Origin of the sequence: Acinetobacter sp. ANC 5054, from assembly GCF_002135295.1 — a bacterium.
In the GTDB taxonomy this organism is placed as follows: Bacteria; Pseudomonadota; Gammaproteobacteria; order Pseudomonadales; family Moraxellaceae; genus Acinetobacter.
Genome location: NZ_NEGG01000006.1, coordinates 21,507 through 45,676 on the forward strand (window position 1 = coordinate 21,507; position 24,170 = coordinate 45,676).

Sequence of the window (24,170 nt, forward strand, 5' to 3'; positions counted from 1 at the left end):
AATCTTTCCCCGCAATATCAAACAGCGCCAGCTGTCTGTAATATTTTCAATAAAATTAAACCACCCAAAGATAATAGCGCATTATTGAAGAAATGGATGAGCAGCACATGCCAGATATTACGCGTCCATAAATAAATCACATTTAAAAATAGGCCCGCAACCATAAAACTGATAGTCGCGACAAGGTTCCCATCAAAATTATGAAAATGAATCAAGCCAAATAAGATCGAGTTCAACAGCACCAATAGCACACGCCAAATCCAAGGAGAAACAAACAGCTTTTGCAGCAAGGTATAGCGGAAAATAATATCTTCCAGCAGCGCAGTAAACAATGGACCTAGGCTCATGATCAGCAGACTGATAAAAGCAATGCTGTTAGGATCCATAGATTCTTTTTGTTCAGCCGCCTGCCCAAGAGGTAAGGCACTGCGCGTCAGAGAAATGACCACTTGCAGCAGTACTGCACCAGCGATCACTAAAAGTGTCGAACGCCAAAAGGCCTGTTTATATTTTTGCCAATGCTCGAACAGCATGGTTTTATACAGCCAACATACCGTAAAAAATAAAATGCCGCGAAATACCGAATCGCCAATACCCGCATTGACAGAGAGGCCAAAGAATTTATCCATCAGCCAGCTATTCATAAAGATGAGCGGGACAATACACAGCGTAAAAGTATCGCGCCATTGCCAAGAAATGTGTTGAGGAAAGGATTCAGCACGAACCAATTGCGTAAAATTCATTGTTATAAAGTTTTTCTTAAGCCGTTAAATTTCACCAATATTGTGATGTATTTAACACTTTTATTCTGCTGAGTTTTTGTAGGCTCTTTCAAAAACCAAATTCAAAAGCAATAAAAAAATCGCGCGGAAAAATTTCTGCGCGATTTTTTAAATCCTCCCCTTTGCGGATTCAGAATACATTCTGAAATCCTCACCTTTAACAAAGGAGGGCTTATCTCCCCTCTTTATCAAAGAGGGGCTGGGGGAGATTTTACATCTCAACCATTTCCACGCCATCAATGCGGGCAACGGTCATTAAGTCTTTATCACCACGGCCAGAAACAGTCGCAATGATGATTTGGTCTTTATCCATAGTTGGTGCAAGTTTTGTCACATACGCCATTGCATGTGAGCTTTCTAGCGCAGGGATAATACCTTCAATTTGGGTTAAATCACGGAAGCCTTGCAATGCTTCATTGTCATTGATTGGCACATAGTTTACGCGGTGCATATCTTTTAAGAAACTATGTTCAGGACCAACACCTGGATAATCCAGACCTGCAGAAATTGAGTGCGTTTCAATAATCTGACCTTGTTCATCAGACATTAAATAGGTACGGTTGCCATGAAGCACACCAACATGTCCTGCATTCAATGGTGCAGAGTGTTTGCCTGTTTCAATGCCGTAGCCTGCCGCTTCAACACCGTACATTTTCACATCTTCATCGTTCAAGAATGGATAGAATAAGCCCATCGCATTTGAACCGCCGCCCACACATGCCACCAAGGCATCTGGCAGACGGCCTGCCTGTTCTTGAATTTGCTTGCGCGCTTCACGGCCAATGATCGATTGAAAATCACGAACCAATTGCGGGTATGGATGCGGGCCAGCCACAGTACCAATCACGTAATAGGTCGAATCAACGTTTGTTACCCAGTCACGCATCGCTTCGTTCATGGCATCTTTCAATGTTTTTGAACCGCTTTCGACAGGTACAACAGTCGCACCTAGCAAACGCATACGGTACACGTTCATGGCCTGACGTTTAACGTCTTCAGCGCCCATAAACACCACACACTCAAGACCTAAACGCGCTGCAATCGTTGCTGTTGCTACACCGTGCTGACCTGCGCCTGTTTCTGCAATAATACGTTTTTTGCCTGACAGTTTCGCTAAAAGCGCCTGACCAATCGTGTTATTTACTTTATGCGAGCCTGTATGGTTCAGGTCTTCACGTTTTAAGTAAATTTGCGCACCGCCAAGTTCTTTTGACCATCGTTCAGCATAATAAAGAGGACTAGGACGACCTACATAATAGGCGAGATCACGGTCGAATTCTGCCAGAAACTTAGGATCATCCTTCATACGAAAATAAAGTTTTTCTAAGTCTTCTAATGCTGCCATTAGAGTTTCTGACACAAAACGTCCGCCATGGATACCGAAATGCCCGCGTTCATCTGGGAATTGGGTATAGTCAATCTTATTTTGCTGATCCACGTTGGACTCCTTGCATAAACTGTTCAATGAGTTTCTTGTCTTTGATACCTTTAGCGGACTCTACGCCTCCGCTGACATCAACTGCATAAGCATTGGTCGTCTTTATAGCGTCTTCAATATTGTCAGGCTTTAAACCGCCTGCCAAGATTAATGGAATATCGAGTTTGGGGAATTGAGTCCAGTCAAAACTGTGCCCTGTCCCACCTTTGAGTTCAGGATGCCATGCATCCAAAAGCACTGCGCTAGCCCCTGCTTGCTGATACTGCTGTATTTCAGCAATCACATCCATATCAGGTTTCATCTGAATGGCTTTATACCAGCGGCGGCCAACCTGCTGCGAGATCTGTTTGCATAGTTCAGGCGTTTCATCACCATGAAACTGCAAAATATCGACAGGCGCTTGTTTTAAAATGTCAGCAATTTCATCCTGCGATGCATTCACAAATAAACCCACAGTTTGCACATATGCAGGAACATGCTGAACCAATTCAGCGGCCTGCACTGCCGTTACACTGCGCGGACTAGGCGCAAAGAAGACAAATCCTATGGCATCTGCGCCAGCTTGTACTACAGACTGTATATCTTGAATACGTGTGATACCGCAAATTTTGGCACGGGTTCGCATATTATTGTGGCTCTAACTCCGCCCTATTCATAGCCAGTCTATAAATAATGGGCGAATCATTGTAATGCAATTTTCATGTATTGCGTGGATTTTCAGCATGTTTCCGCAGCAAAAATAAAAAGCCCTGAATGATCAGGGCTTTTTTCACATTTTCATCGATTATTTCATTGCATAACGCAATGTTACCCAAGCGGTACGGCCGTCTTGACGGTAGTAATAATCATCAAATGAGTCATACACGGTGTAATATTCTTTATCAAACATATTGGCTAATTTCGCTTGAACTGAAAACTCAGGTGTCGCTTGATAAGTTAAACGTACATCTGCTGTCGCAAAACTACCAAACGCTGAAGTATTCGCTGCATCTTTATAGCGTTGGTCTTCTGCATGTACTGAACCGCCAAGTGTCCATTTATCCATATTATAATCCGCAGATAAATTTAATATTTGACCTGCACGACCTGCAATTTGATTGCCCTTTGTTGCCCCCGAATTATATTCAGGCTCTTGATAGGTATAGTTTAAGTTCCACGTGAAGTTGTCCAGTGACTGACCCAACTCTGCTTCCACACCCTTAATTTTGGCTTTCGCAATATTGGTGCCACCAGAAATCATATTATCAATTTCATTATGGAATGCAGAAACGGACCAATTTAACCATTGTGAACCTTTAAAGCCAATTTCAATGTTTTCAGATTCTTCTGGGACAAGGTTTGGATTTGACCAACCCGGATAATACAGGTCATTAAATGTCGGTGAACGGAAAGCAGTACCATATGAAACATAAGTACTGTAGTTGTCATTGAATGAATAGCCAACTGCCGCATTACCCGTCGTATGATCGCCAAACTGTTCGTTGTCATCTAAGCGAATGGCAGCTTGCAAATTGAGTCGACCAAAATCGCCAAGATACTGTGCATAATAGCCCACATTATCCCGCTCTTTTTCGTCATAATTGGTAGTGCTGTCTACTTGATCATTTAAATAGTCCACACCGACAAGCAATGTGTTATTGGCATTGAAAGATAATGTGTTTAACCAGCTGATGCTATCTTTCGTGGTATCAAATACACCTGTCGATTTATCTGCACTAAAGGTTTCGTATTTATCTTCGGAGCGGCCGAATTTCAACTGTGTTTTCCAAAGATCTACTGGAGAATAGGTAAAACCTACGCCATACACATTTTGTTCAACCTTATTATAAGGATTTACATTGTATGGGCTGTCGTAATTGGTTTCACCATTTACATAGAGGACATTGAAGTCAGCTGCAAATTGATCATTAAACTGATGACCCGCTTTGATTGACGCAGAATAGTTTTCATAGCCGTCCTTATCTGTTTCAGTCGGCAAGGTTGTTACATCCATTCCTTGTGTTTTTAAGCCGGCCAAGCTGACGGTCGCCCATGAATTATCCTGACGAATATTCACACCGACATTCGCATCGTAAGTTTCATGTGAACCATACTTAAGAGAAGCAAATGGTTTTACACCATTTTGCGTACCTTTTCGGGTAAAGATTTGAATCACACCGCCCACAGCTTCTGAACCATATAAGCTTGAGCGCGGACCTTTCACCACTTCAACACGTTCAATTTGATCAATCGGCAAATGTTCAAAAGAAGTTTGCCCTGAAGTTGCTGAACCAAGTTTTTGACCATCAACCAATACCAAAACCGCTGTAGAACCTGTACCGCGAATTGAAAGACTGGTTGGCTGCCCTAAACCGCCAGAGTTGGTATATGTCACACCCGGTACAGTACGCAACAACTCTTGTAATGAATTAAATTGCTTACGTTCAATTTCTTCACGGTCAATTACAGTCACTGCAGCTAAGGTTTTTTGTGAGTCTTGCTCAATAATGCTAGCCACTGTATTGGTAATGACTGGAAGCTGTTGAACTTGGTCTTCTGCCATCGCAGCAGAAAGTGGAGTTAAAACAAAGATCGACCCGATAAGAGTCTTAGAAAAAGAATGCATGCTGTATTCCCCAATCGCACCGCCCGTGCGCATAATAAAATGGATAACGCAGGCGGATTTAGGGGCAACAATGCTTAACCAAATTTAGGCGCAATGGTGCAATCCCGATATAATGCCCGCCGCATTAGGTATAGGTCTGCATCAGGCCGGTCTCCGGACTTAAGGATTTATCTAAATAAAGCCTATTCACCGTTGCGGGGGCAGTGTCAGATTCAAATCACTTTTACAGCGCTTTGACTAACTTCCCAGTTTCACTTCTCAAAATGGAAGCACCTGAAGCGTGGGCAGATTAAATTCTGTACCACAGTAAGTCAAGTTGAATATCACCAAACAATGACCGGGCTAAATCAATCTACTACGGGTTTGGATTGTCGCAATTTCCATACTTCACTATACTTAAGCCATCACAACAATGGGTCTGGGAAGTTTTAAATCACACTGCCCCCGCAACGGTGTACAAGCAATACTTGTCAGTCCGATACCGACCACTGTGTTCTGCCACTCAATCATTCACGTGGGGTGAATGCAGGAGCATGTATGCCGATTTCTTTTCAATCTACTGCGCTTGCAGCGGGCATTTCTGCATTTTTGATTATTTCAAACCATGCTTATGCTGCGACCGAAGCCATTTCACAACCTCAAATGGAAACCATTGTGGTAACCGCCACACGTTCGGCTGAAAAAATAGAAAATGTTCCTGCACGGATTTCCATTATTGAACCAGCGACCATTGCTCAATCACCTATTTTACAAATGAGTGATTTATTACGTAATGATGCCTCAATCAACATGGTACAAAATGGTGGCTTAGGACAAGTGGCTTCGATTTTTTTACGAGGCACAGAATCGGATCACACCTTGGTTCTTCGTGATGGCGTACGCTTAAATTCAGCAACTTCGGGTATGGCACCCCTGCAGTTTTTGGACACCACAGACATTCAACAAATTGAAGTTTTGAAAGGCTCTGCTTCTGTATTGTATGGTTCTGATGCGATTGGTGGCGTGGTACAAATTATTTCCAAAACGCCCACTCGAAATAGTGCTTTTGCATCAGCAGAACTCGGTGAACACCAAACTTATAAAAGTATTTTAGGCGCAGATTTATTTGAAAATGGCTATTACGCTCAAATCCGTGGACAACGCCTTGAATCTGACGCCACCAAAGTATTCGATTTAGATGAGCTCAAACCTGCTAGCTATGATCAAAAAGGCTGGAGTGCAAAAGTAGGTTCGAAGCAAGATCGGCACACTTATTCACTCGATTATAGTTATAACAAAGGACGTAATTTTTATGTCAGCTGTAGTAATGAAGACAAAGACTATAATTGCCTGAACTACAGCAATGCAGCACAAGACTTTAGCAATGAAATGCTAAACTTGCGCGGTGAAATCCAACTTCTGCCCGCTTGGGAACTGCACGCACGTTTATCTCAATTCAAAGATGAACTGAATCAAATCAATAACGTTGACTTTACTCACAATAAAACCCAAGAAACTGAAGTTTATTCCAAGTTTCAACTTACACCACGGCAAAACTTATTAACTGGTATAACGCATCGAAAAATCAGTGGTGACATTGTTTCTTATGGCACTGCATATGAAGATGATAACCGTAGCACGGGCTATTATGTACAGTACCAATATCATCGGGATGGTTTAAATACCCAACTAGGGATTCGTCTTGAAGACGATGCCAAATACGGCAGCCATACGATTGGTCAAGCCGCCATTCGCCTACAAGCAACACCATTAACCAGCGTATATGCCAATATTGGTACGGCATTTAAATCACCGACTTTAGATGAGCGTTATAACAGTTGGTCAGGTAGCCCCAACTTAAAACCAGAAGAAAGTATTTCCTATGAAATTGGGGTCGATCAAAAGCTGAATCATGGCCTAAGCACAGGACTGTCCCTTTACCGAACTAAGGTCGATCATTTGATTGTAAATGGTCCGAGTTACACCTTAGAAAATTTAAATGCAGCACTGTATCAAGGTGTCGAAACCTTTCTACAATGGGAAAATGGACCTTGGTCGAGCAAACTTAGCTATCATTATGTCAAAGCTCAAGATGATGAGAAAAAACAAGATCTACAACGTAGACCACGACAAAATTTAACTTTCACCACAGGTTGGAGCAATGGTATTTATGGCATGAATGCCACCGTCAATGCCAAGTCCGATACACCTGATTACCAAGCGAGAAATCCAGGTTATACCACCATCGATATGAGTGCATTTTGGAATATCCATCCCAATTTAAAACTCTTTAGCAATCTGCAAAATATTGGGGATGTTGAATATAAAACTTCATCTTATGGTTCCGGTTTGTATTATATGAATGGTGGACGTTTAGCATCGGTCGGTATAACTGTTAAATATTAAGTTCAAATCAGCAATTCAATCATTGATAAAATGGAAGTTTAAATATGGGCCACAGACTCAGCAAAATTTACACTCGCACTGGCGACTCAGGCACCACAGGTTTAGGTGATGGTTCACGCGTTGCCAAAGATGATTTACGTATTGGCGCTTTAGGCGATGTCGATGAGCTGAATTCAAGTATCGGCATATTACGTTCACAAATAGCTGTCAGCGCCATTGAAGACAAAGCCGTTTGGGATAAATCGCTCAGCCTGATTCAACATTGGCTCTTCGATTTAGGCGGTGAAGTCTGCATTCCAAATTTTAACTTAGTTCAACCTGTGTCGATTGAGTTTCTGGAAAATGACATTGATCGTATGAACGAAACATTACCAATGCTCAAAGACTTCATTTTGCCAGCAGGTACGTTGGCCTGCAGTTTCGCTCATCAAGCACGTGCTGTTTGCCGACGTGCCGAACGTAGTTTGATGTCTGTCCATAGCCGTGATCAAAATATTCAAGCACCGTCACTACAACTTTTAAACAGACTTTCGGACTGGTTGTTTGTCGCTTCACGCACCTTACAACGTGCGGAAGGTGGCTCTGAAGTGCTTTGGCAAAAGAATATTAATGACACGATTGATCAATAACAACTCAATAGCAAGCCGCTATTCACGGCGACAGTTTTGACCAATAAAAAGTCGATTTTACATTGAAATAAATCGAAACATTTCGTCCGATCATTCTTGTATTTCAGAATGATCGGCTCAAAATATAAGTGTCATCCCCCTGTCATTATTACAGGACATCATGTTTTTATCTTCTACAGTTACAGGCCTTGTATGCGCATAATCGGACATCGTGGCGCTCGTGGCGAAGCACCCGAAAACACACTAGGTGGTTTTCAATATATTCAAGATTTAGGTATTCGTGCGGTTGAATTTGACGTTCGACAACTCAAAGACCGTGCCCTCGTGGTGATGCATGATGACCAATTCATCCGTACCGCGGGTCAAGATAAGCATCTGTATGAATGTAGTTCTGAAGAACTCGAACCTTATAACCACGCTGTCACTTGGTCAGAATGGAATAAGGTTGAACCCACCCCACTGCTTGAACAGACCTTAAAAATTATTCACAACTTTGATCATATTGAAGTTGAAGTTAAAACGGTTAAAACCCAAGACGATGCGGAAAAACTGACTGAAAGCTTAGAACAACAGCTTAAAGGTTTTGAAAAAACGGCCGTCATTACCAGTTTTGACCCCAAAATACATTTGGCTTTGCAGCAGAAAAAATCTGACTTTAAACGCGGACTGTTGGTTGAAACCGACATGAAATTTAAAGCAATTGAGCAAGCACTTGAATTAGGCTGTGTGCAAATCGGCTGGATGAACCAGTTAGCCAGCCATGAAATGATTCAAGTGACTCAACAAGCAAAATTAGGCATTAGCGTATGGACGGTCAATGATATTGATCGTGCCAAGCAACTGCGTGACCTTGGCATTAACGGCCTCATAACTGACTTTCCAAAATTGATGATGCAGCATTTGTAATACTGCATCTGAATCTTTTTACTTTTTCAGCTCTGGGATGAATGAACTTATTTTCTTTGTAGTTGAATTAACATTTGACCACGACTATTCAGCAAACTCATGGTCTTTCCATTGATTTGAAATTGGGTGATCGCTTGTAAGGCATCTGACAATTCAGCTTCCTGAGCTAAGGCCGAATCGCAACTGAAATAGCCTGATCTTGCATTTAAATCTAGCCGATGTTTTACGGTATCAATAACATAATTTCCACCTATGCTATTGCAACCTGTATTGCCTTGGATTTGTTGAAATTGTGAGTTCAACATTAGGTAAGGTGTACTGTGAAAAAACTGAGCTTTTTTTCCTTCAATTTGAACAATGTCCCATTGAATATCCTGTACCCCATCTGACACTCGCTTCACCACAAGTGGACGCTCTGTCGTGGCTATAGATGACTTTGTAGTCACTGTGCTGTTTGGTGAACTTTGACATCCTACAAGGATAGTTACACCCAGCAACAAACTGCTAAATGCATATTTTTTGACTATATTTTGCTTATTATTTTGACAATTTTTGTGATTTTTAAGCATCTTGTTCACCCTACAAAAAGTCATATAACTTCAGTCGTATTATGTTACTGTTTGGTACAATACAACTGTACAATAACAGTGGTTAATTCGGGTTTTCCCGTGCTACTATGCTGTACGTTTACAATCCCATAAAAAATAAATGGGATTCAATCCTACTAATACCTCCCAAAGGTTTCAGGAGTGCTGTTGGAGATGAATGCTCCCCTACCCAAAGCCCCAATGAACTGGGTTGCGATTTTTGCCTTGGTGTTTCTACCTATTGTTGCAGTTATCGCAATTCCGTTATATGCCATTAATCATGATTTTAGTGCCGCTGCATGGATCAGTATGTTTGTATTACTGGGTGTCAGCAGTCTTGGGATCACGGCAGGCTATCACCGCTTATGGGCACATCGTGCTTATGAAGCAACTTTACCATTAAAAATTATTTTAATGTTGATGGGTACTTTTGCTGTTCAGAATAGTATTTTGTTCTGGGCTTCTGGTCACCGTACACATCACCGTCATGTTGATGATGTAGAGCAAGATCCGTATTCAATTAATCGTGGTTTTTGGTATGCACACATTGGTTGGATGCTTCGTGATTATCCAGCAGCAGCACCTAACTATAAAAATGCACCAGACTTATTGAAAGATAAAGTCGTTTTGTTCCAAGACAAATACTATGTTCCACTAGTCATTGCAGTCCATGCAGCTATTTTGCTACCCATCGGTTGGGCTGTAGGTGATGTTTGGGGTGTATTGTTATTGGGTGGTTTGGTTCGTTTAATTTTGAGCCATCACGTAACTTTCTTTATTAACTCATTGTGCCACATGTGGGGCAAACGTCCGTACACTGACGAAAACACTGCGCGTGACAACTTCGTATTAGCGATTGCAACTTGGGGTGAGGGTTATCATAACTACCATCACATCTTCCAATACGACTATCGTAACGGTGTGAAATGGTGGCAGTATGATCCAACAAAATGGTTGATTTGGTCTTGCTCTAAACTTGGTTTAGCAAAAAACTTGCGCCGTATTCCAAGCTTTAATATTAAGAAAGCCGAATTGGCAATGAAGTTCAAATATGCTGAGCAAGATCTTGCGATTTATGGTCTCAACATGACTGATGATATCGCAACTGCTAAACAGCGTATTTCTCAAGAATACGATGCGTTTTCACAAACTTTGAATGATTGGGCAAAATTGAAAGAACAAGAAATTCAAGCCAAGAAAACTGCTGTCGCTGAAAAAATTCATCAAATGGATGACAAGCTGAAAGGCGAATTCCAGCAAGTTGAAAAACGTTTAGCGGAGCACCGTCAGGCACTCAATCTAGCGCTCAGCAATTTGAAAAAGAAAGCGGCGAACTAATCCAATTTTTAAGATTTTGGTTTTAAGAAAAAAAGCTCCCTATGGGGGCTTTTTTTTATTTGTAATTCAGGATACATATGAAGATCAAGAGATAAGACAGCGTAGCATTATGGAAATGAAAAATATCCCTTTTGGACTAACCAACTGGGATGAAATTGAAACGGAGCGCTTTGAAGGTGAACAAGGCTATGCCCTATGGCGTACACAAACTTTTGACGCAATCCGTGTCAGAATGGTGGAATATTCACCGGGCTATATCGCTGACCATTGGTGTTCCAAAGGTCATATTCTGTTTTGTTTAGAAGGCGAGCTTCATACAGAGCTACAAGATGGACGGGTATTCACGCTAAAAGCAGGTATGAGCTATCAAGTGGCAGATATGGTAGATCCGCATCGCTCCTATTCTGACATTGGCGCACGCTTATTTATTGTGGACTAATCATCACAGATTCATTGCTAGCAAGTTTTCAAGTTTAATCCCTGCAGATATTCTCAGGGATCACTGACGATCGACTTCAACAGCAACAACTAAACCATTAACGATTTACTGCAGATTTGGCGTACATCACCTTCTGCAACTTTGCTATAGTTTCAGCATACTCAGTTTTTGCCTTCATCTTATGCAATTCAATCCACGCTACCCATCCCTTCCAGCCAAGCTCTATCACCATCAAATGCCAGTACCGCTCAAAGGAGCGAAAGCTGGACATTTTAATCAGGCCTTGGCTGATGAGCTGCAATGGTCTGAAGAAGATCAAGCCGCATGGGTGGAGATTTGTAGCGGTCAAAAAACCTTTTCCGAATTTGAACCTTTAGCGATGGTTTATGCAGGTCACCAGTTTGGGCAATGGGCGGGACAATTGGGTGATGGCCGTGGTCTATTGATTGCGCAAATTATAGATCGACATCAGCAAACCATTGACCTGCATCTTAAAGGTGCTGGTTCTACCCCCTACTCACGTATGGGCGATGGCCGTGCAGTACTGCGCTCGACCATCCGTGAATATCTCGCAGGTCATGCGCTGAATAGTTTAGGCATTCCCTCTAGCAATGCGGTGGGTTTTACCAGCTCTGAGCAAGGCGTGCAGCGTGAAAAATTAGAACTGGGTGCAATGATGCTGCGTACTTCTGACTGTCATATTCGTTTTGGGCATTTCGAATGGATCAATCAATACCAAGGTGATTTACTAGCTGAATTCACGCAAAAATGCATCGAATGGCATTATCCAGAATGCCTCGATGCTGAGCAGCCGATTTTAGCATTTGCCACTCAAGTGATTCAGCGTACTGCGGTGATGATTTCACATTGGCAACTGGTGGGTTTTGCGCATGGCGTGATGAATACGGATAACCTCAATATTACTGGCTCGACCCTCGACTTTGGGCCTTATGGCTTTATGGAACGCTTCCGTCCCAATTGGATTAACAACCACTCAGATTATCAAGGGCGCTATACCTATCAGCAGCAGCCGAGTATTGGTCATTGGAATTTATGGCAATGGCTAAATAATCTAGTGCCACTGTGTCCTACCGATTATGACAAAGAGCAATGGAAAGAAGCACTCGCCCAATGTTTAGAACATTTTGAGCCGACATTTTTAGAACATTACAAAATGGGCTTGGCGCGAAAAATGGGATTGCCTAGTTTTCATAAAGACAGCTTCGACTGTGCCATGGCTTTCCTACGCATATTGCAAGCTGAGCAACTGGATTACACACAAAGCTTCCTGCGACTGCAAAATAAACAATATGAAGTGATTAAAGATGATTGCTTAGACCGCCATGCTTTTGAAAGCTTTTTGGCACAATATGAAGCGATTCGTGAGCATCAGGATGTTGCGACTTTAGATGCGGAAATGGCAAAAGCCAATCCACAGTATATTTTGCGAAATCATATGGCGCAAAAGGCCATTGAGCAGGCAGAGCGCAATGATTTTTCTGAAGTTGAGCGTTTATTTACATTGCTGAGCCAGCCTTATCTGAAACAGCCTGAACTGGAAGTGCCAGAAGATTTAGCACCATTGCCAAATGATGTGCCTGAAGTGATGGTCAGTTGTTCGTCTTAAACATTTATCCACAAAATCATCAATTAATCTGGTCAAAATTGTGGATAATTTAGACATTATCCATAATTGAAAAATGGATGGGCTACGAAAGCGCTTCATCCTCTAAATTATAATGACAAGAAAACGTATCGCCATTTTTAGTTTCGCCATCCTGATCTGCCTTGTTGCAAGCTATGCGGGCTATCAAAAATTTGAAAAATATCTACCTACACCTGCCAATGCACTGGCTTTTCCACCTGAATTAACTGTTGCACAAATTCAAAAAATTCGCACAGAAACACCAATTGATAATATTCAGGTACATAAAGCGCAGCGTTATTTAGAGTTGAAACATCAAGATCAGGTCATTCGTCGTTACCCGATGCGTCTGGGTTTTCAACCGCTTGGACATAAAGTTCAAGAAGGTGACGGAAAAACGCCCGAAGGCACATATACGATTGATTGGCGCAATCCGCAAAGTTCATTTTATAAATCACTGCATATCTCTTACCCCAATGCGACCGATAAACAAACTGCTAAAAATTTAGGAGTTTCTGCAGGTGGTGACATTATGATTCATGGTTCTGCGACCAGTTTACAAATGAAAGCTGCACCACAACTGATGACCTATTTCCCACAAAAAGATTGGACTTGGGGCTGTATTGCAGTGCGCAATATTGATATGGATGAAATTTGGCAATTGGTGAATAATGATACGGCGATTCATATTCATCCTTAATATTAAATACAGTCTTTATTTTTTGGGTTCTTCCAGATGATTTCATTACACGCTGTAGCTGCAAAGACAGCCTTAGACTTGCCTGAAACAACCTGTAGCCAGCCTTTTGGCGAAGGCTGCGATGTGTTTAAAGTGATGGATAAGGTCTTTATGCTGAGTTTTCATTTGGAAGGCAAAGCAGCTGTTAATTTAAAGGTGCTGCCTGACAATGGCACGATGCTCAGGGATATTTATCCCTTTATTCGTGCAGGTTGGCATATGAATAAGCAGCATTGGATTTCAGTTTTTGCAGATGAAGAATTGGAACAAGATTTACTACAAGATTTGGTGCTGAATTCTTATGAATTAGTGGTGTCGAAGTTAAATAAAGGACAGCGGCAGAGGATTGAGTTGCTGAGGAGTGTTTAGATTGAGTACTCTTCCCTTACGATTAAATTGATGTTATGAACTGGATTTCTGGTAAACATAAGTTAAATAAACCTATCGAACTAAGATGCATCTTTGTAATATTTTAATTACAATAAAAAAATAAATTAAGTTTTGTATATATAATGTTGATTTTTATAGCGCTAGTTGTTGGGATTATTCTTTTTATTTACTCAGATAAGAAGAATTCTAGGCTTTTAGATGAAAAAACTTTAAGACCTATGAGTGAGTGGTTTGTTATAGCTGCAAATTCTAGCAAAAGGCAGCAACGGTTGATGTCATGGAGCATTTTACATCAAGCATGTCATACCTTGGCTAAGCAAGGTCATATTTATGAACAAGATTTTAAAAAGTTAATGAAAACAAAAGGGTTTAATCCAGCAAATTTTGTTTTCTCAATATTAGATGAAGCTGAAAAAATTAATACTAATCCAGATATTAATAATGTTGATATCCAACTAAGTAAAATATGGGAGACAGGACAAGCTAGAAACTTTGTAGCTAATAGCATAGTTATAATTTTAACTAAGAAAACTGCTTTATTTCCTGGGGCTCATCAATTGGTTTTATTGGCGCACTCATCTGCTGGTCCCCAAATAAATTGGGATAATAAGTAATATAATTTTAAAGTTTTCCTAAAATTAACATAATACACGTTATACGAAATGCTTTTGTTAGAACCCATATAAAGCCGCCTAGAACTCAGCGCACTGAAACGGTTTTCATTTGAAAACCCACACAATCTGCCTATTTTTCAAACACTTTTAAAAGCGATATTTAGCGCACGAAATTAAAACGGCTAAACGTCAAAAGGTTCTTCCCTGAACCTTATGCACATTAAACCTTCTACATCTGCATCACTTTAAACAACACAAACAGCAATACAATCCACACTGGCAACATCAACACCGACAACATAAAACCCTGCATCCACATGATGTATAAAATCATCAGCATAAATGCCAAAACCAGATAGTTTGTAAATGGCGCAAATAAAGCGGGGAACTTAGTTTGAATGCCCTGCTGTTGCATCGCTTTTCTAAATTTCAAATGAATCAGACTAATCAAAATCCAGTTGAGTACCGCAGCCGCCACCACGATGTAAATCAAGTAACTCAATGCCTTTTCAGGCAAGAAATAATTCAGCAGCACGCAGCCAAAAATCAACAAAGCTGAAAATAAAACCGCCGCAATCGGTGTACCGTGTTTATTGACCTGTTTAAAAACTTTTGGCGCATTTCCCTGCTCTGCCAGCCCCAACAGCATACGACTGTTGGCATACATCCCGCTGTTGCAGACCGAAACTGACGCCGTCAAAATAATAAAGTTCAGCAAATGCGCTGCCCAATCAATGCCCATCTGCTTAAAAATCAACACAAAAGGACTATGCTCTAAGCCACCTAATTGCAACTGATTCCACGGCACTAAAGACAGCAGCACGGCCAAAGAACAGATATAAAATAGAAAAACACGAATTACCGTTTGATTGACGGCTTTTGGAATATTTTGATCAGGATTTTCCGTTTCTGCCGCTGCCATACTGATCAACTCAATGCCCCCAAACGCAAACATCATGAACGCCAACATATAAAACAGGCCATCAAACCCATGGGGAAAGAAACCACCATGTGCCCACAAATTACTGATAGAGGCTGTCGAACTTGCATCTGCGGTCAGCAGCAAATACACACCAAACACAATCATCGCGACAATCGCCAAGACCTTGATCATCGACAGCCAAAATTCAGATTCGGCATACAATTTGACGTTGGCTAAATTAGCGAGACTGATCACTACAAAAAACACCAGCACCGACATCCACGCAGGGACATGCGGCCACCAATAATTGACATATTTACCAATGGCTGTCAGCTCGGTCATCACGACCAAAATATATAAAATCCAGTAATTCCAACCCGTTAAGAAGCCGGGAAACTTACCCCAATATTGAAAAGCAAAATGACTAAATGAACCTGTTACAGGCTCCTGTACGATCATTTCCCCCAATTGGCGCATGATTAAAAATGCGATGATACCGCCAATGAAATAGCCCAAAATGATTGAAGGTCCTGCCGACTCAATGATTTGAGCAGAACCTAAAAACAATCCTGTGCCAATTGCACCGCCCATGGCGATTAATTGAATATGACGGTTCTTTAAACGTCGTTGCAGTTTGGGCGTTTCACTATTCAAAACAAACTCTCATCGTATATAACGCAAGGAATTGTAATAGCTTCCAACCGAATTATCTAACTTGTATATTTACAGTTAGCACCGTGTTTATTTTTTCCGAATCTTTTATCTTTTTTGAATCAACGCATAAGTATTAAATACGCTCAAAAAATAACTTCGTTTGAAATAAAGCAGACTGAAAATTTTAGTCTGACCAAGGCTATTTTGTGGCATTAAATGCATTGGAATATTCTACATCTCCTTGAGGGTTCGTATTTCTAAAGCTAATGGCTTGAAAATATTCTTTAGGCACATTGGCTAAGTGCAGATCAGGAAAAACTTGAAAGCCAAAACGAGCATAATAATTCGGGTCACCCAATAATACACAGCCTGCCGCATCCATCGTTCTTAATTCTTGGAGTGCCGCTTGCATCAGTCTTGTGCCAATCCCTAAACCTTGCTTGTTTGGTAAAACAGATATTGGACCTAAACCATACCACCCTGTTTCACCCGTAGATAAACTCACGGGCGAGACAGCCACATGACCCACAATTTCCTGCTGTTCTTCTGCAACCAATGAAATCGTTAATTGCTGCTCTTTTCTGAGTTGATTCACAATGAAATGTTCAGTATGACTGCTATGTTCTGCATTTAAAAAAGCCGCCTTGGTGACGTTTTCAATCGCTAAAATATCTTCCGATTGTTCTTTTCGAATCTTGATCTGCATTGAGATTTCTCACTTTCAGTAATAAAAAAGCGGATAAGTTCGCACTCATCCGCTTTCATTGTTTTTATCAAAAATAACTTACTCTTCAGGATATTCAAAACGGTAACCCACACCATACACCGCTTGAATCCACTCATGACGGTTGCCCGTTTCTGCTGCATCAGAAATTTTACGGCGTAAGTTTTTGATATGACTATCAATCACACGGTCCGCCACTTCAAAGCTATCCGGATTGATATGATCCAGCAATTGAGCACGTGAATAGACTTGCCCGACATGCTCTAAAAATAGCTCAAGCAAACGGAATTCGGTCGGAGTTAAGCTCAATGCTTTTTGTTGATACCAAATTCGCTGCTGTGCTTTATCCATACGGAATAAATCATTGGCTTCAGGCTCAGCTTTACGCTCTAAACGACGTAAAACGGCTTGTACACGTGCAACCAGTTCTTTCGGACTAAATGGCTTACAGACATAATCATCTGCACCCATATTTAAGCCCAATACACGGTCAATTTCTTCGGTACGTGCTGTCACCATAATAATTGGAAGATCAGACTGTTCACGTACTTTACGGCAAATGGTTAAGCCATCCATACGTGGCACCATCAAATCCAAAATCATCAGACTTGGCTTACGTTGAGTGAAACTGTCATAGGCTTCTTGACCATCATGAAACATGCTGACTTCAAAGCCTGCAGCTTCTAGATAATCTCGCACCAATTGTGCAAGTTCGACTTCATCTTCAACCAACATGATATGTTTCATGCATGCTTCCTTTTATGGTTTCATCTGTTTTGGGAAGGTTAATTTGCAACGCAAACCACCCAATGGAGAATGATCAAAGCTCAATTCTCCGCCCAATGCTCTAGCAATTTTTACGGATAATGCCAATCCTAATCCTGTACCACCCGTTGCGCGAGTCCGTGAATCATCCACACGGTAAAAACGCTCACCTAAACGTGCTATCTGCTCATCACTTAATCCATATGGACTATCATCAACATAGACTGTCCAGTTCTGATCATCTTGTTCGGTGTGCACATGTACTTCGCCACCCGCCTCAGTGTAACGAATACTATTGCCCAACAAGTTGACCATAATCTGTTTAAAACGGTCTATATCTAATTGTAATGTTGTGCCTTCGCCTGTTGCGGTAATTTTCAAATCTGCTTGCTCAAACTTTGGCTTAAAGCTTTCAACTTCTTGCATCACCACATCCCACGGGTTGAGCGAGGTCAAATAACAATTCAGCTGTTGTGCATCGGCTTGGGCTAAATCTGCCAAATCTTTGGTCAATTTTTTCAAACTGCTGACCTGATTTAACATCGAAGCAAAATGCTCAGGCGTTGGTTTGCGAATACCATCTTGCATCGCTTCAATCTGCGCCTGCAATACTGCCAATGGCGTTTTTAACTCATGGGATGTATCTGCCACCCACTGACGACGTGAGGTTTCATGCTGATTTAAAATCACTGCCAATTGGTTTAATTCATTGGATAAATCGCCCAATTCATCATTACGGTTCACGGTAATTTGATGCTGATAATTACCTTGGGTCAATTCGCGCGTACCCATCAATAAGCGTTGAATTGGCTTTTTAAAATAAGTTGCCAATAACAATGCAGCAATCAAACTTGCAATAAACGTAAGCACATAAACCAATAATAAATAACGTTTTTGCTTACTAAAGAAGTTAATACTGATCGCATCATCTTGCTCAAGTACAGGTTTGAGCCCCAAGTACCCCACGATTTGATTATTCACCATAATCGGACGATACGAAATCTGTTCATCTGTCGGTTCACCCACGACAAATTGACGATGCACATCATATAAAGATAAGCGAGAACTTAAACCCAAACGGTCAGGCATCGAGATAAATTGTTTTTTACCCTTTTCTGCTTGGTTCTGAGCAGATTGCTGTTCTTGGTTTTCTGAATTTTTATCTTTAGGGCGGAATATATTTTGATTGGAACTCAGCGGAAACTTCAATCCTTCAAAAGGCTGAAATTCTGAAGGTAAATTCTTTTCTAAAAGATTTAATTCTTCCGTTTTTTCCGCTGTAGTTTGCTGTGGATTTTGTAGCATCGTGCTTGAGTTGACTAAGCTATGGTCTTCAAAATAACGTTGCTGTAATGCAATATCATATTGACGACGCAACCACCAACGCGACAATCGATCATAATCATCTGGTGCAGCTTGCCCTTCAATCTGCAAAATTTGCGCTTGAATCGCATTGCCCCAATCATGATATACAGCATAAACTTCGGCTAAATTATCAATCACATGATCGAGCTTTTGCATTTCAACATCAGCCACATATTTGGTAAAATTACGTTGCATATTCCAATGCAAAACCCCCAAACTTACTGTCGTAATGACGAGTGTCGTCAGTAGCACAGTAAAAAATAGGCGCAAGGCAATCGGGATACGGCGTATTTTCAAAAGAGAACTCTCATTTTTCTTCTATATTCATTATTGTAACGAACACTCAGCCAAAAAACTCTCCATTGTTTCTTCATCATTATTATTTAATCTTTAACCATCAAATAATCATCTGCTTTGGTGGGGTAATAGACTATGAATAATATGACGAAAATGGCTTTAATCAGCGCTGGTGTATTGAGCATGGGCGCATTAACAGCTTGTCAATCTACGACTGCACCGAAAGATGCGGATCATGGTCGTATGATGAAACAACATCATGGCGATCACGAACGTAAAATGTCACCAGAGCAACGTGAACATTTTAAAGAAATGCGTGCGGAACAACGCCAAGTATTCACTGAAATGCAAAAAGCATGTGACAGCAAAACCGTTGGTACTGCTGTGCAAGTGAAAGCTGGCGATAAAGCGATTGATGGCACTTGTGTCATGACTTTCAAAGCCGACCGTAAAGCGATGAAAGAAGCGCGTGGTGAACACAAACCAATGCGCGGTGAACATCGTCCAATGCGTGGTGATATGCAAGGCCATATGCAACGCGGCGAGCCAATGACCGATGCCCAACGTGCTGAATTAACCAAACAGTTTGACCAACGTCTTGCACAGCGCCAAGCGAAGCAGCAAGCCATTGCCAAAGCATGTCAAGGCAAAACTGACGGTACAGCAGTGGCATTTAAAGTTGGCGAACAACAAATCAATGGTAAATGTGAAGTGCGCTTCCAACCGAAAGCCCCTGTAGCGCCTACAGCAGCCCCTGTAAAATAAGTTTTAGTTACTGCGCAATTCAATTGCGTTCGAAAAGGCACTCATTTGAGTGCCTTTTTTGTTGGACATATCTTTTTACGCTTTTTGACTATTTGTGTCATTCAAAATAGGTGAAAACCGTTTACACTCAACGCACTTAGCATTTGCAAGGGATAATTCTTTGACTTTACAGTCACCAAGAAATACCCCTGAAATGCTTGTACCCAATAACAAGATGTTGCACGATTAGAACCATTCCAAGACGTGTCATTGAAGATACGTTCCAATGTTTATTTAGGATTATTAACGCTGGTAAAAACCAGTATTGAGGAAAACGATATGCCACAATACAAAGCGCCCTTACGTGATATGCAATTTGTTCTGCATGAACTTTTAAACGCAGAAGAGCATTATTCAAAACTGCCTGCATTTTCAGAAACCGTAAGCCGTGAGTTGGTTGACCAATATCTAGAAGCTGCTGCTGACTTCTGTGAAAATGAACTTTCTCCTCTAAACCAAGTGGGCGACCGCGAAGGTTGTACTTGGAACGATGGTGTTGTTACTACGCCAACTGGTTTTAAAGAAGCGTACCAAAAATATATCGAACTCGGCTTCCCATCGCTTTCTGCTGAAGAACAATACGGCGGTCAAGGCTTGCCAGTTTCTTTAGGCAACATCATTTCTGAAATGGTCGGCACATCAAACTGGGCTTGGGGTATGTACCCTGGTCTTTCTCACGGTGCTGTACGTACTTTAGAACATCACGGTTCACAAGAACAAAAAGACACGTACCTGCCTAAACTTGTTTCAGGTGAATGGACAGGTACCATGTGCTTAACAGAATCTCATGCAGGTTCTGACTTAGGTATTATCCGTTCTAAAGCTGAACCACAAGCAGATGGTAGCTACGCAATCTCTGGCGAGAAAATCTTTATCTCTGCTGGTGAACACGACATGGCTGACAACATCATCCATATCGTACTTGCTCGTCTTCCTGGCGCGCCTAAAGGCACTAAAGGTATTTCATTATTCATCGTACCTAAATTCAATGTGAATGCAGACGGTTCAGTGGGTGAACGTAATGCTGTACGTTGTGGTTCGATTGAACACAAAATGGGTATCCATGGTAACGCGACTTGTGTCATCAACTTTGACAACGCAAAAGGCTTCTTGATTGGCCCTGAAAACCGCGGTCTAAACTGCATGTTCACATTCATGAACACTGCACGTATTGGTACAGCGATCCAAGGTCTTTCAGCTTCTGAAGGTTCGTTCCAAGGTGCTCTTGCATACGCAAAAGATCGTCTAGCAATGCGTTCACTTTCAGGCCCTAAAGCGCCTGAAAAAGAAGCCGATCCAATTATTGTTCACCCTGCTGTTCGCAACATGCTAATGACACAAAAATCATTTGCTGAAGGTGCGCGTGCATTGGTTTACTTATTGTCTCTACACGCTGACGTGGTTGAGCAAGGTGCAACTGAAGAAGAGCGTAAAGCTTCTGACAATATCTTGTCTTTATTGACTCCAATTGCAAAAGCATTCTTAACTGAAACAGGTTCTGAGTCTGCAAAACACGGCGTTCAAGTCTTCGGTGGTCACGGCTTCATTTCTGAACACGGCATGGAACAAATCGTACGTGATACACGTATCTCTTGCTTGTACGAAGGTACAACTGAAATTCAAGCAATTGACTTGTTAGGTCGTAAAGTTTTGGGTACTCAAGGTGCAATGTTGAAAGACTTCACTAAGATCATCCACAAATTCACAGAAGCAAACAAAGACAATGCTGCATTGAAAGAATTTGTTGAACCGCTTGCTGCTCTTAATAAAGAGTGGGGTGATTTGACAATGCAGATTGGTATGAAAGCAATGCAAAACCCTGAAGAAGTGGGCGCTGCAGCTGTCGACTACCTATACTTCTCTGGTTATGTAACCCTTGCTTACCTATGGGCTCGCATGGCGCTTGTTGCTCAAGAAACATTGGCTGCTGGTACAACTGACGTTGATTTCTACAACGCAAAAGTAACGACTGCCCGTTTCTACTTCAAGAAAGTTTTACCGCGCGTTCGCTCACATGTTGACGTAATCGCTGGCGGCCTAGATCCATTGATGGCATTGGATGCAGAACACTTTGCATTCTAATGTGAATATCTAAAACGATATTCAAAAAATTGTACTCCTGAGTACAGAAATAGAGAAAGGACGGTCATAGCTTTGGCAGTCCTTTTTCTTTATAAATAGTCCCATAGTTGTACTTGGCTCAATCATCCACACGCTTCGATGTCGATTTAAATTGATCCAAGCCCTCAGATTCAAAAAATAAACAGGTGAACGAACATGCCAATTTATAATGCGCCTCTTGCTGATATGAAATTCATCTTAAATGATGTGTTTAAAGCAGAACAATTCTGGCAAAACAACGAAAATCTTGCACACGTTGATTCAGCGACTGCTGAAGCCATTCTTGAAGAAATGGCGAAGTTTGCGCAAAACGTGACTCATCCTCTTAACCGTACAGGTGATGAAGAAGGCGCAACCTATAGCAATGGCAATGTTACGACTCCTGCTGGCTTTAAAGAAGCATTTAAGCAATATGCAGAAGGCGGTTGGATTGGTCTAGCAGCAGATGAAGAATGGGGCGGTCAAGGCATGCCAAAAATGCTGACTGTGCTTGCAGACGAAATGCTATTCGCGACGAATCCATCATTCATGCTCTACCCACTTCTTTCTGTAGGCGCTGGCATGGCGTTGAACAGCTATGCATCGCAAGAGCAAAAAGAAACTTACCTACCAAAAATGTACACTGGCGAATGGTCAGGCACCATGTGCTTAACTGAACCACATGCAGGTACAGATTTAGGCATTATCAAAACCAAAGCTGAACGCAATGAAGACGGTACTTACAACATCACAGGTACGAAAATCTTTATTACTGGCGGTGACCACGATCTGTCTGAAAACATCATTCACTTGGTATTAGCGAAAACACCTGATGCACCTGCGGGCTCACGTGGTATTTCATTGTTCATCGTACCGAAATTCTTGGTTAATGCAGACGGTTCACTTGGCGAACGTAATCACGCAGGTCCGGGTTCTATCGAACACAAGATGGGTATTAAAGCGTCTGCGACTTGTGTCATGAACTTTGATGGTGCTAAAGGTTACCTCGTTGGTAAAGAAAATGAAGGCCTTGCTGCGATGTTCGTGATGATGAACTACGAACGTCTATCTATGGGTATTCAAGGTTTAGGCGCATCTGAATTCGCTTATCAAAATGCGGCGCAATATGCGACTGACCGTTTACAAGGTCGTAGTGCATCTGGCGTTCAATCACCAAGCAAACCAGCGGACAGCATCTTAGTTCATGGTGATGTACGTCGTATGTTGTTAAATGTACGTGCAAACAACGAAGCATCTCGTGCTTTTGCCGTATATGTAGGTCAACAGCTCGACATTACTAAGTTCTCTACAGACCCAGAAGCAGTGAAAGCAGCCAACAACCGTGTTGCGCTATTAACGCCAATTGCGAAAGCATACTTAACCGATACCGCATTCCAAGCGACTTTAGATGCGCAAATGTGTTTCGGCGGCCACGGCTTTATCCGTGAATGGGGTATGGAACAGTGCATCCGTGACCTACGTATTGCTCAAATTTACGAAGGTACGAACGGTGTTCAATCTCAAGACTTAATCGGTCGTAAAACCATTAAGTGCAATGGTGAATTCATTGCAGAATACATCCAAGAAATTCGTGATTTCGCGAACAACATGGATTCTGACTTGAACTATATCAAAGATGCCACTTTAGATGCAGCTGCAGAAATTGAATCAGTGACTCAGTATGTACTTGAAGCAGCACGTGAAAATACAGAATTCTCAAACTCTGCTGCGGTTGATTATCTACATGCTGTAGGTTTGTTAAGCTTCGCTTATATGTTTGCGCGCATTGCCAATGCTGCGAAAGACAAAGATGGCGACTTCTACCAAAACAAACTTGCATTAACTATGTACTTCACTCAACGCGTTCTTCCTGAATTGGCTGTACGTATTGCGAAAGTAAAAGCAGGTTCTGAAGTAATCATGAACTTCTCTGAAGATTATTTTACCAATCAGGCTTAATTTCTAAAGTCTTAAAAAACGCCCGATTATTCGGGCGTTTTTTTTCACTTATTTCTGTACAGGTCTTATTGTATAACGACTAA

General features: G+C 41.6%; 21 protein-coding genes and 1 riboswitch. Of the genes, 12 read left to right on the forward strand and 9 right to left on the reverse strand.

Translation table 11 applies throughout. From position 1 onward, the window contains the following. Window positions 1-17: 17 nt before the first annotated feature. The 4 genes from B9T33_RS07610 to B9T33_RS07625 all read right to left on the reverse strand — a co-directional run bounded on the left by B9T33_RS07610 (window position 18) and on the right by B9T33_RS07625 (window position 4,825). Entirely contained in the window at window positions 18-743 is a 726-nt protein-coding gene (locus tag B9T33_RS07610) for a CPBP family intramembrane glutamic endopeptidase (RefSeq protein ID WP_086178339.1), read from the reverse strand. Between the two features lie 250 nt (window positions 744-993). After that, on the reverse strand, window positions 994-2,220 hold the full coding sequence (gene trpB, locus B9T33_RS07615) for a tryptophan synthase subunit beta (RefSeq protein ID WP_067767692.1): 1,227 nt from the start codon (window positions 2,218-2,220) through the stop codon (window positions 994-996). Further along, window positions 2,204-2,845 (reverse strand): phosphoribosylanthranilate isomerase, encoded by a 642-nt coding sequence (locus B9T33_RS07620; protein WP_086178340.1) that lies wholly within the window; start codon window positions 2,843-2,845, stop codon window positions 2,204-2,206. Before B9T33_RS07620 ends, trpB begins: the two co-directional genes overlap by 17 nt. A 159-nt stretch (window positions 2,846-3,004) precedes the next feature. Beyond that, window positions 3,005-4,825, reverse strand: a complete 1,821-nt coding sequence (locus B9T33_RS07625; protein WP_086178478.1) for a TonB-dependent receptor domain-containing protein — start codon at window positions 4,823-4,825, stop codon at window positions 3,005-3,007. Between the two features lie 126 nt (window positions 4,826-4,951). After that, window positions 4,952-5,117, reverse strand: a riboswitch (cobalamin riboswitch). A 245-nt stretch (window positions 5,118-5,362) separates the two neighbouring features. Between B9T33_RS07625 and B9T33_RS07630 the strand changes: the two genes are divergently transcribed. The 3 genes from B9T33_RS07630 (at window position 5,363) to B9T33_RS07640 (ending at window position 8,745) form a co-directional block, all read left to right on the forward strand. Next, window positions 5,363-7,210 (forward strand): TonB-dependent receptor plug domain-containing protein, encoded by a 1,848-nt coding sequence (locus tag B9T33_RS07630; protein WP_086178341.1) that lies wholly within the window; start codon window positions 5,363-5,365, stop codon window positions 7,208-7,210. A 44-nt stretch (window positions 7,211-7,254) separates the two neighbouring features. Then, window positions 7,255-7,839, forward strand: a complete 585-nt coding sequence (locus tag B9T33_RS07635) for a cob(I)yrinic acid a,c-diamide adenosyltransferase (protein WP_086178342.1) — start codon at window positions 7,255-7,257, stop codon at window positions 7,837-7,839. A gap of 192 nt (window positions 7,840-8,031) precedes the next feature. Then, window positions 8,032-8,745: a glycerophosphodiester phosphodiesterase gene (locus B9T33_RS07640; protein WP_086178343.1), complete on the forward strand. Its 714-nt coding sequence runs from the start codon at window positions 8,032-8,034 to the stop codon at window positions 8,743-8,745. A 47-nt stretch (window positions 8,746-8,792) separates the two neighbouring features. On the opposite strand, the gene B9T33_RS07645 is transcribed toward B9T33_RS07640, so the two are convergent. After that, the gene (locus tag B9T33_RS07645) at window positions 8,793-9,314 is read right to left on the reverse strand and encodes an META domain-containing protein (protein ID WP_086178344.1); all 522 of its coding nucleotides are present in this window, start codon (window positions 9,312-9,314) and stop codon (window positions 8,793-8,795) included. Window positions 9,315-9,506: 192 nt separating this feature from the next. Here B9T33_RS07645 and B9T33_RS07650 point away from each other — a divergent pair, with 192 nt between their 5' ends. From B9T33_RS07650 to B9T33_RS07675, 6 genes are all read left to right on the forward strand, one after another. Next, window positions 9,507-10,670: an acyl-CoA desaturase gene (locus tag B9T33_RS07650; protein ID WP_086178345.1), complete on the forward strand. Its 1,164-nt coding sequence runs from the start codon at window positions 9,507-9,509 to the stop codon at window positions 10,668-10,670. Window positions 10,671-10,779: 109 nt separating this feature from the next. Next, entirely contained in the window at window positions 10,780-11,109 is a 330-nt protein-coding gene (locus B9T33_RS07655) for a DHCW motif cupin fold protein (RefSeq protein WP_086178346.1), read from the forward strand. Between the two features lie 181 nt (window positions 11,110-11,290). After that, window positions 11,291-12,736: a protein adenylyltransferase SelO gene (locus B9T33_RS07660; RefSeq protein ID WP_086178347.1), complete on the forward strand. Its 1,446-nt coding sequence runs from the start codon at window positions 11,291-11,293 to the stop codon at window positions 12,734-12,736. Between the two features lie 112 nt (window positions 12,737-12,848). Further along, a complete protein-coding gene (locus B9T33_RS07665) occupies window positions 12,849-13,454 on the forward strand; it encodes a L,D-transpeptidase family protein (RefSeq protein ID WP_086178348.1) in 606 nt (201 codons plus the stop codon). A gap of 39 nt (window positions 13,455-13,493) precedes the next feature. Continuing rightward, complete coding sequence (locus B9T33_RS07670) at window positions 13,494-13,862, forward strand: MmcQ/YjbR family DNA-binding protein (RefSeq protein ID WP_171263609.1); 369 nt, start codon at window positions 13,494-13,496, stop codon at window positions 13,860-13,862. 143 nt (window positions 13,863-14,005) lie between these two features. Further along, window positions 14,006-14,497, forward strand: a complete 492-nt coding sequence (locus tag B9T33_RS07675) for a hypothetical protein (protein ID WP_086178350.1) — start codon at window positions 14,006-14,008, stop codon at window positions 14,495-14,497. 229 nt (window positions 14,498-14,726) lie between these two features. Here B9T33_RS07675 and B9T33_RS07680 read toward each other — a convergent pair whose 3' ends face one another. From B9T33_RS07680 to baeS, 4 genes are all read right to left on the reverse strand, one after another. Further along, a complete protein-coding gene (locus tag B9T33_RS07680; RefSeq protein WP_086178351.1) occupies window positions 14,727-16,073 on the reverse strand; it encodes an amino acid permease in 1,347 nt (448 codons plus the stop codon). Between the two features lie 199 nt (window positions 16,074-16,272). After that, entirely contained in the window at window positions 16,273-16,779 is a 507-nt protein-coding gene (locus tag B9T33_RS07685) for a GNAT family N-acetyltransferase (RefSeq protein ID WP_086178352.1), read from the reverse strand. Window positions 16,780-16,857: 78 nt separating this feature from the next. Next, window positions 16,858-17,544 (reverse strand): response regulator, encoded by a 687-nt coding sequence (locus tag B9T33_RS07690; RefSeq protein ID WP_086178353.1) that lies wholly within the window; start codon window positions 17,542-17,544, stop codon window positions 16,858-16,860. A 12-nt stretch (window positions 17,545-17,556) separates the two neighbouring features. Beyond that, a complete protein-coding gene (baeS, locus tag B9T33_RS07695) occupies window positions 17,557-19,224 on the reverse strand; it encodes a sensor histidine kinase efflux regulator BaeS (protein WP_086178354.1) in 1,668 nt (555 codons plus the stop codon). A 135-nt stretch (window positions 19,225-19,359) separates the two neighbouring features. Between baeS and B9T33_RS07700 the strand changes: the two genes are divergently transcribed. From B9T33_RS07700 to B9T33_RS07710, 3 genes are all read left to right on the forward strand, one after another. Then, entirely contained in the window at window positions 19,360-19,989 is a 630-nt protein-coding gene (locus tag B9T33_RS07700; RefSeq protein ID WP_086178355.1) for a hypothetical protein, read from the forward strand. Window positions 19,990-20,307: 318 nt separating this feature from the next. Continuing rightward, a complete protein-coding gene (locus B9T33_RS07705; RefSeq protein WP_086178356.1) occupies window positions 20,308-22,110 on the forward strand; it encodes an acyl-CoA dehydrogenase C-terminal domain-containing protein in 1,803 nt (600 codons plus the stop codon). Window positions 22,111-22,305: 195 nt separating this feature from the next. Then, window positions 22,306-24,087, forward strand: coding sequence for an acyl-CoA dehydrogenase C-terminal domain-containing protein (locus B9T33_RS07710; protein WP_086178357.1), 1,782 nt, complete (start codon window positions 22,306-22,308; stop codon window positions 24,085-24,087). The last annotated feature ends 83 nt before the right edge of the window (window positions 24,088-24,170 follow it).